Source organism: Synechococcus sp. R55.3 (assembly GCF_047461975.1).
Classification (GTDB): Bacteria; Cyanobacteriota; Cyanobacteriia; order Thermostichales; family Thermostichaceae; genus Thermostichus.
This window is the reverse complement of record NZ_JANSIG010000116.1, coordinates 1-7,337: the sequence shown is the minus strand read 5'-3', so window position 1 is coordinate 7,337 and position 7,337 is coordinate 1. Positions and strand designations below refer to the sequence as shown.

The 7,337-nt window shown below is 58.2% G+C and carries 7 protein-coding genes; 6 read left to right on the top strand and 1 reads right to left on the bottom strand.

Annotation, left to right across the window (positions count from 1 at the left end):
• Positions 1-281: 281 nt before the first annotated feature.
• The 3 genes from NW849_RS13455 to NW849_RS13445 all read left to right on the top strand — a co-directional run bounded on the left by NW849_RS13455 (position 282) and on the right by NW849_RS13445 (position 3,179).
• A complete protein-coding gene (locus NW849_RS13455; RefSeq protein ID WP_011432412.1) occupies positions 282-626 on the top strand; it encodes a hypothetical protein in 345 nt (114 codons plus the stop codon).
• Between the two features lie 187 nt (positions 627-813).
• Positions 814-2,745, top strand: coding sequence for a BamA/TamA family outer membrane protein (locus NW849_RS13450; protein WP_414358253.1), 1,932 nt, complete (start codon positions 814-816; stop codon positions 2,743-2,745).
• 65 nt (positions 2,746-2,810) lie between these two features.
• Entirely contained in the window at positions 2,811-3,179 is a 369-nt protein-coding gene (locus NW849_RS13445; protein ID WP_414358252.1) for a hypothetical protein, read from the top strand.
• On the opposite strand, the gene NW849_RS13440 is transcribed toward NW849_RS13445, so the two are convergent.
• The gene (locus tag NW849_RS13440; protein ID WP_414358250.1) at positions 3,176-4,258 is read right to left on the bottom strand and encodes an Mrp/NBP35 family ATP-binding protein; all 1,083 of its coding nucleotides are present in this window, start codon (positions 4,256-4,258) and stop codon (positions 3,176-3,178) included. The two genes, NW849_RS13445 and NW849_RS13440, sit on opposite strands and share 4 nt — an antisense overlap.
• A 184-nt stretch (positions 4,259-4,442) precedes the next feature.
• On the opposite strand from NW849_RS13440, the gene NW849_RS13435 reads away from it, so the two are divergent.
• The 3 genes from NW849_RS13435 (at position 4,443) to NW849_RS13425 (ending at position 7,260) form a co-directional block, all read left to right on the top strand.
• Entirely contained in the window at positions 4,443-4,730 is a 288-nt protein-coding gene (locus tag NW849_RS13435) for a DUF6464 family protein (protein WP_414358248.1), read from the top strand.
• A 252-nt stretch (positions 4,731-4,982) separates the two neighbouring features.
• Positions 4,983-5,177 carry a CsbD family protein gene (locus NW849_RS13430; RefSeq protein ID WP_414358245.1) on the top strand — a complete coding sequence of 65 codons (195 nt, stop codon included), beginning with the start codon at positions 4,983-4,985 and terminating at the stop codon, positions 5,175-5,177.
• A 229-nt stretch (positions 5,178-5,406) separates the two neighbouring features.
• Complete coding sequence (locus NW849_RS13425) at positions 5,407-7,260, top strand: alpha-amylase family glycosyl hydrolase (RefSeq protein WP_414358244.1); 1,854 nt, start codon at positions 5,407-5,409, stop codon at positions 7,258-7,260.
• The last annotated feature ends 77 nt before the right edge of the window (positions 7,261-7,337 follow it).

The following is a 7,337-nucleotide window of genomic DNA, read 5'->3' as shown; positions in this document are numbered from 1 at the left end:
CCTGCTCAGAGATAGGCAGGATGCGATCGCTTCTTTCCTGAACCATGTTCAGGAGAGTTCAGCGTGAATGTATCAGCTCCATCAAGACAATCCAGACGAGCAAGACGGGCCTGCACAGAGTACCCTCTGCAGGCCTTTTTGTGGGCCTGGGCCGCGCGGCTGTACGTCCCCAGCAGGGATCCCTCCCCATCACGTAGCTTTTTTTGCTTTTTTGCGGCAACTCAGCGGAGGGCAAAGCAGGCTAAAGTGTCGGCATCCTGGCGTCTTGTGGAGAATCCTCGATGTTGTCCACCCAACTCCTCCTCCCCGGAGTGGCAGCTCTGCTCGGCTTCGGGTTTGCTCCAGCCGTCCTGGCTCAGACTTCCCACACCCAGCAGATGGCGATCCTGAACGGCAACGCCACCACCCTGCAAAGCAACGTCCTGCAAAACACCGTCCTGATCCTGCCCAACGTTCCCCCACAACAGTACGCCGACAGTTGGGGCTGGAGGAGCAGCCGCTCTTTGCCTCCCACTCCTGCTCCCATCACCGTCGTCATCCTCAACTCCCAAGTCAACCTAGCTGCCGAGGAAGTCGAGCCGAGGTCTTGCGGCCAGCGCTGTAGGGGATCCCTGCGCCTGCCTTGAGCGGGGGAGGCTGCTTTTTGCACTCCAGACTGCCCAAGTCCGCAATCCGGTTCGCGGCCACGCTCGGATCTGGGTGGATGGGGATTGATATAATCCAGGGCAATTGTCCGCTGCTGGGCGGCAGAGGGTTTTAGCACAATCTTGGCCCGGCTCTGCAATCTTGCTTTTTGGTGTGCGAGGGATCCCCATGAATCGTTCCAGGCAACTTCGCCCTTGGCTAACTTCAGCGCTCACCCGCGGGATGGTGCTCTGCACCGCTTTTGCGTTTGCTGAAGCGTCCCGTAGCGCTCTGCTGATGGGATCCCCGGCTTGGGCGCAATCGGTTCCCCAGCCCGGCACCCTTGACCTGCGCACTGGTGGCGACACCCCCGCCCAGCCCTCCCCCACCCCACCCCCCACTGCCGGCGAGCCAGAAGTGTTGGTAGCGGAGGTAGTGGTTGAGGGCACTGAAGATCCGGAGCTGATCAACCGGGTTTACAGCGTCATCCGCACCCGCGCCGGCGAGGTTTCCACCCGATCCCAGTTGCGGGAAGACATCAATGCCGTGTTTGCCACCGGATTGTTTGCCGATGTGCGGGCAGTGCCTTCCGATACGCCTTTGGGGGTGCGGGTCACCTTTGAGGTCAAGCCCAACCCAATCCTGAAAGCCGTGCGCACGGAAGGGGCGAACGTTTTGGATCCCGAAGTGTTGCGAGCCGCCTTTGCCGATCAAGAAGGGCAGGTGCTCAACTTTGGCAAGCTGCAATCGGCGGTGGCCGAGATTGAACAGTGGTACGCCGACAAGGGCTACGTGCTGGCCAAGGTTACGGATGTGCGCTCCTCTGAAGACGGCACCATCACCCTGGAAATCGCCGAAGGGGTGATCGAGGATATTCGCGTTCAGGGCAACACCAAAACCCGTGACTTCATCATCACCCGCGAGTTGAAGTCCAAGCCGGGGGATGTGTTTAACCGCAACCAAATCCAGGAAGACCTGCAGGCGGTTTTTAATCTCAACCTGTTTCAAGATGTGAATGTGGGGCTCAACCCCGGCCAGGATCCCGACAAGGTGGTGGTGGTGGTGAACGTGGAAGAACGTCGCACCGGCACTTTGGGAGGCACCATCGGCGTCAGCTCCGCCACAGGGGTCTTCGCCGGCCTCAACGTCTCCGAACAAAACTTGGGCGGCAACAACCAAAGTGCCAGCTTCAACGTGCAGGTGGGCACCAACGAAACCCTCTTCGACTTAAACTTCACCGACCCGCGGATTGCCACGCTGGACATTCCCACCTCCTACAACGTCAACATCTCCAACCAGCAGAGCTCCAGCTTTGTCTTTAATGAGGGATTCACCCTGCCCAATGGGGATCCCGTGCGCATCAACCGTCTTGGCGGCGGGGTGACTTTCTCTCGCCCGATTGGGGGCAATTGGCGGGCCAGCTTGGGCACCCGCATCCAATTTGTAGAAGCTCGCAACAGCAACGGGGAGCAGCAGCGCTTCGATGTGCTGGGCAACCCGATTACCTTCAGCGAGAGCGGCCAAGACAGCTACACCACCCTGCGCCTCGGCCTCATCAACGACGCCCGCGACAACCCCAACAGCCCCAGCCAGGGCTCGGTCTTTCGCATCTCCACAGAACAGTCGGTACGTCTGTTTCAAAATGGCTTGAATGCCAACCGCCTCGAGGCCGGCTACAGCCAGTTCATTCCCGTCAACCTGTTTGAAACCCGCAGCGAGCGACCGCAGGTATTGGCCTTTGATGTGCGAGCAGGCACGACCATCGGCGACTTGGCTCCCTACGATGCTTTTGCCATTGGTGGCGGCAACTCGGTGCGGGGCTTTTTCGAGGGGGGTATCGGTTCCGGTCGCAGCTTTGCTACGGCAACCGCCGAATTGCGCTTTCCCATTTTCGACCCGGTGGGGGCAGTGGTCTTTGCCGACTACGGCACCGATTTGGGCAGTGGAGCTGCGGTGGCCGGCAATCCTGCCCTGGTGCGCAACAAGCCGGGCAGTGGTTTGGGGCTGGGGGTCGGCATTCGCATCCAATCTCCCTTGGGGCCGCTGCGCATCGACTACGCGGTTGGGCAAGGCGGAGCTGGCCAAGGCCAACTGCACTTCGGCATTGGCGAGAAGTTCTGACTTGGCCGTGGATCGGCTGCCGGCTTGCTATGGTGGGAGCAGGTGCTCGTCAGTGGAAGCAACCCATGAAACAGCAACTTGGCCAATCGTTCCGCGGCGGATCCCTGGCGCTCCTGCTGGGCCTCAGCTTAGCCCTGGCAGGGTGTGGGCAACTGGCGCGGCTGGGCATCGGCACAACCCCCATCGCCCAGATCGAACAAAATCCCTCCCGCTACACCGATGTGTATATCCGCGGTCGCGTGGTCAACCAGATAGGAGTGTTCGGCCAGGGTGTGTATGAGCTCCAAGACAACAGCGGTTCCCTTTGGGTCATCACCGACAAGGGGCTGCCGGCCATGAACAGCACAGTGACCGTGCGCGGTAAAGCCCAAGAGGGGATTGTGGTGGGAGGACGCAGCTTCGGGGTCTCGTTGGTGGAAGCAGAGCGCTTCTAGCCTGCCCCCAAAGCCAACATGGAAACGCGGCCTGCCAAGGTTTTGGCAATCTGCTTCAAGGCCCGGGCTGAAGCCGACTCAGGTTGGCCGATGACAATAGGCGTACCCATATCTCCCCCTTGGCGCAGGGCGATTTCCAGCGGGATCCGCCCCAGCAAAGGGATCCCCAGCTCGCGGGCCGTGGTCTCTCCCCCTTCTGAGCCGAAAATATCGTACTGGCGATCCGGCAGGTCGGGCGGGACGAAGTAGCTCATGTTTTCCACAATGCCCAGGATGGGCACCCCCAACTGCCGAAACATGTTCAAGCCCTTGCGGCTGTCCAGCAGGGCCACCGATTGGGGCGTGGTGACGATCACAGCTCCTGCCAGCGGCACTGCCTGAACCAGGGTCAACTGAGCATCGCCGGTGCCGGGGGGCATATCCACAACCAAGTAGTCCAACTCTCCCCACTGCACCTGATAGAGGAATTGCCGGATCACCCCGTTCAACATCGGCCCCCGCCAGATCACCGGCTGATCCCGCCCCACCAAAAGGCCCATCGACACCATCTTGACGCCGTAATTTTCCAGGGGGAAGATATCCTCGCCGCCGTCCTCCCGTTTTTGCACAACCAGAGACCGATCCTGCAGGCCCAACATCAGCGGCACATTGGGGCCGTAAATATCGGCATCCAGCAGCCCCACCCGGGCCCCGCTTTGGGCCAGCGCCACCGCCACATTCACCGACACCGAGGTTTTGCCCACGCCCCCCTTGCCGCTGGAAATGGCGATGATGTTGCGCACACCGGGGATGGACTGGCGATCCGGCAGGGAAGGGGAACGGGGGGTTTCCGCCGTTACCGTGACATCAATGGCTTCGATGGGGGTCAACCGGCGGATGGCAGCTTTGCACTCCTCCACAATGAATTCCCGCAAAGGGCAGGCCGGCGTGGTCAGTACCAGGGTAAAGGCCACTCGCCCAGGCTCGACGCGAATATCCCGGATCATGTTCAGTTCCACCAGGCTGCGGCGCAGCTCCGGATCTTGAACAGGGCGCAACGCCTCAAGGATGGCGGCAGCATCAAGGGTGGAGGTTGTCATGGAATCCAAAGGCCCAGTGGGTCAGTCCATATTTCACTCTAGTCGGTTTTTCTGCTGGGTTCTCGTCGGCAGGGAAGGACAGCTCCAAAACTGGCTGCCGCTCTAGCTCTGCCGAAACAAGCTGACTTAGGCTATCGGGGTCGGAAGGCGACACTCTTGAACGGGTGAGTGAAGGAGAACGATCGTGCAAGCACTGGTCATGGGAGTTGGTTTGTGGTTAGGGCTGACGTTCTTGGCGCAGTTGATCCCTCTGCTGGAAAAGAGTGGATCCCGTCGCTTCTCAATCCGGGACGAGCGCGCCCACCGGGCCGTACCAACTCTCTCTTGTGGCTTGCCCTGGGATCCCTCCTGCCGCTACTTTTCTCGGTCACCCCACCTGCCCTGCGCAGTGAACCCTCTGGGCCCCTGCCGTTGTCCCCACTACGCCGCGCTCCCAAAGAACTCCGCCCATCAGCCGTCGGACAATCGGTAGCCTGTGGCCCATTGGGGACATCGGGGAGATGAATTTTGGCGCCAGCTGAAGCGGGTGAGTTGCGGGCCGGCAGGGATCCGCTTGAAGAGTGTGGCCAAAAGCAGACCGGAACGGTGCCCATGAGAGCACTCCCAGTCTGAGGATTCTGTGCTAGCGTCTCTGCCGTGAGCACTTGCGCAATTGAATTGCAGGTTTATCGATTCAAAAGGCGTGCGAGCTGCTCGGTGTTATCAAGAGCTAGGAGGTACATCTGTGAGTATTCAAGACCGGATTGAAGCTACGGCCAAGAATATCGAGGGCAAGATTCAAGAAGCAGTGGGGGAGCTCACAGGGGATGAAAAGCAAAAACTAGAGGGCAAGGCCAAGCAAATGGAGGCTGCAGCTCAGCATGCCAAGGAAGATCTGAAAGATGCGGTGAAAGAGGGTATAGACAACCTTTTGGGTTAATTGGGTTGAGCAGATTGAGTCGCTCAGCGGAGCGAGCCTTCTGATGCAGGCACAACCTTCACTTGTTCACTTTGCGTAAAGAATGCTTTGAAGTTTGAGGATTGGCAACAGAAGCATCCTCTTCTGGGCTAAGGGCTAGAGGTAAAAGCTGGACTTGCAGCAGCCTCTGGCCTTTTTCAGTTTGTGTTCGTGTCTGTTGAGCTGTTTTTAAGGTGGGAGGGCTGCTTTTATGGAAACACTGAACCGGCGAGCGGATATTGTTGAGCCTTCAGAATCCTCTGGGGATCTGGAGTTTCTCTACACTCGCGACATTGAGTTCCGTCAGGAAACAATCTACTTTTTGGTGGTGGATCGTTTTTTTGATGGGGATCCGGAAAATAACGAAGGGCCGAACCCAGAACTTTATGATCCTCAAAGGCAAGACTGGGGCAAATACTGGGGTGGAGATCTACAAGGGGTAATCGACAAGCTGGACTATCTGCAACAGATGGGGATCACAGCCATTTGGCTCACGCCTTTGTTCGAGCAAGTGGAGCGATTGTTTATTGAAAGTGCAGCGATGCACGGCTACTGGACGAAAGACTTTAAGCGCATCAACCCACGCTACATCGCCAAAGGGGAGGATCCCTCGCTCAACAATCCGGCCCCTACCACTTTCGATCGGCTCATTGCGGAGATGCACAAGCGCAAAATGAAGCTCGTGCTGGACATTGTTTGCAACCACAGCAGCCCGGATACAGGGGGCGTCAAAGGTCAGTTGTTCGACGATGGGAAGCTCATTGCCGATTTCAACAACGATGTAAACCATTGGTACCACCACTACGGCGAAGTGACGAACTGGGAAGATGAGTGGCAGGTGCAAAATTGCGAGTTGGCCGGACTGGCGACGTTTAACGAAAACAATCCCGACTATCGCAACTACATCAAGTCCGCCATCAAGCAGTGGTTGGATCGAGGGGTGGATGCTCTGCGGGTAGATACTGTCAAGCACATGCCCATCTGGTTTTGGCAGGAGTTCAATGCCGATATCCAAACCCACAAGCCGGATGTTTTTGTTTTTGGAGAGTGGATCTACAGTGGCCCAGATGTGGAAGCTTCGGTGCAGTTTGCCAACCATTCCGGCATGACGATCCTGGATTTTGGCCTGTGCATGGCTATTCGGGCAGCTTTGGGGCAGGGGGCTGCTGAGGGCTTTCGCCTCGTCGATGACGTCATCGCCAAAGATTATCGCTACAACGGGGCTACAGAGCTGATCACCTTCATCGACAACCACGACATGTGCCGCTTCCAAACCCTAAACCCGGATCCGGAAATGCTGGCGGTGGCAATCGCCATTATCATGACCAGCCGTGGGATCCCTTGTATTTACTACGGCACCGAACAATACCTGCACAACGACACCGATGGGGGCAACGATCCCTACAATCGCCCGATGATGGAAAGCTGGGATCCCAACTCTCCACTTTATCGGCAGATTCGCCTGCTATCGGGGTTGCGCCGTCTCAACCCGGCGGTATCTTTGGGCAGCCAGTGGCGCAAATATCTGACAGAGGAGGTTTGGTGCTATACCCGTCGTTATCGGGATAGCCGCTGCTTTGTTGCCCTCAATCGGGGGGAGGCCACCCACCTGGAGCAGGTGGACACCGAATTTCCCGATGGGGAGCACACCTGTATCCTGACTCGCCAGAAGTTTACGGTCAAAGAGGGGAAGATCCACGGTTTGGATTTGCCCACCCGCGGAGTAATCGTCCTTAGCCATGTGGGAGAGCGAGTCAAGGGCCAGGTGATCGTGCGGGCCCAACTGAATGGGGTAAATACCCAACCGGGGGAATGGATTGTGGTCATCGGGGATTGCCCAGAGTTGGGCTATTGGGACATTGCTCGGGGCTACCCGCTGGAATACATCAACGCCAACACCTGGTTTGGGGAGATCCCTTTCAACGAAAGCGCCGGTAAAGCCATTGCCTACAAGTACGTTCTGCTGCGAGAGGGTCGTTCGCCGATCCGAGAAAACCTGGTAGCCCGCCGCTGGTTGCTGGCCGCCGAGGGAACGGTCAAGTGGCGGGATCGGTGGGCCGGTTGAAATGAACTACCCCACCGCATAGGCGGATGGGGTTTCCCCATCCCCTTGACGGCAGGATTTTAGTCTCTTCCTCTGCC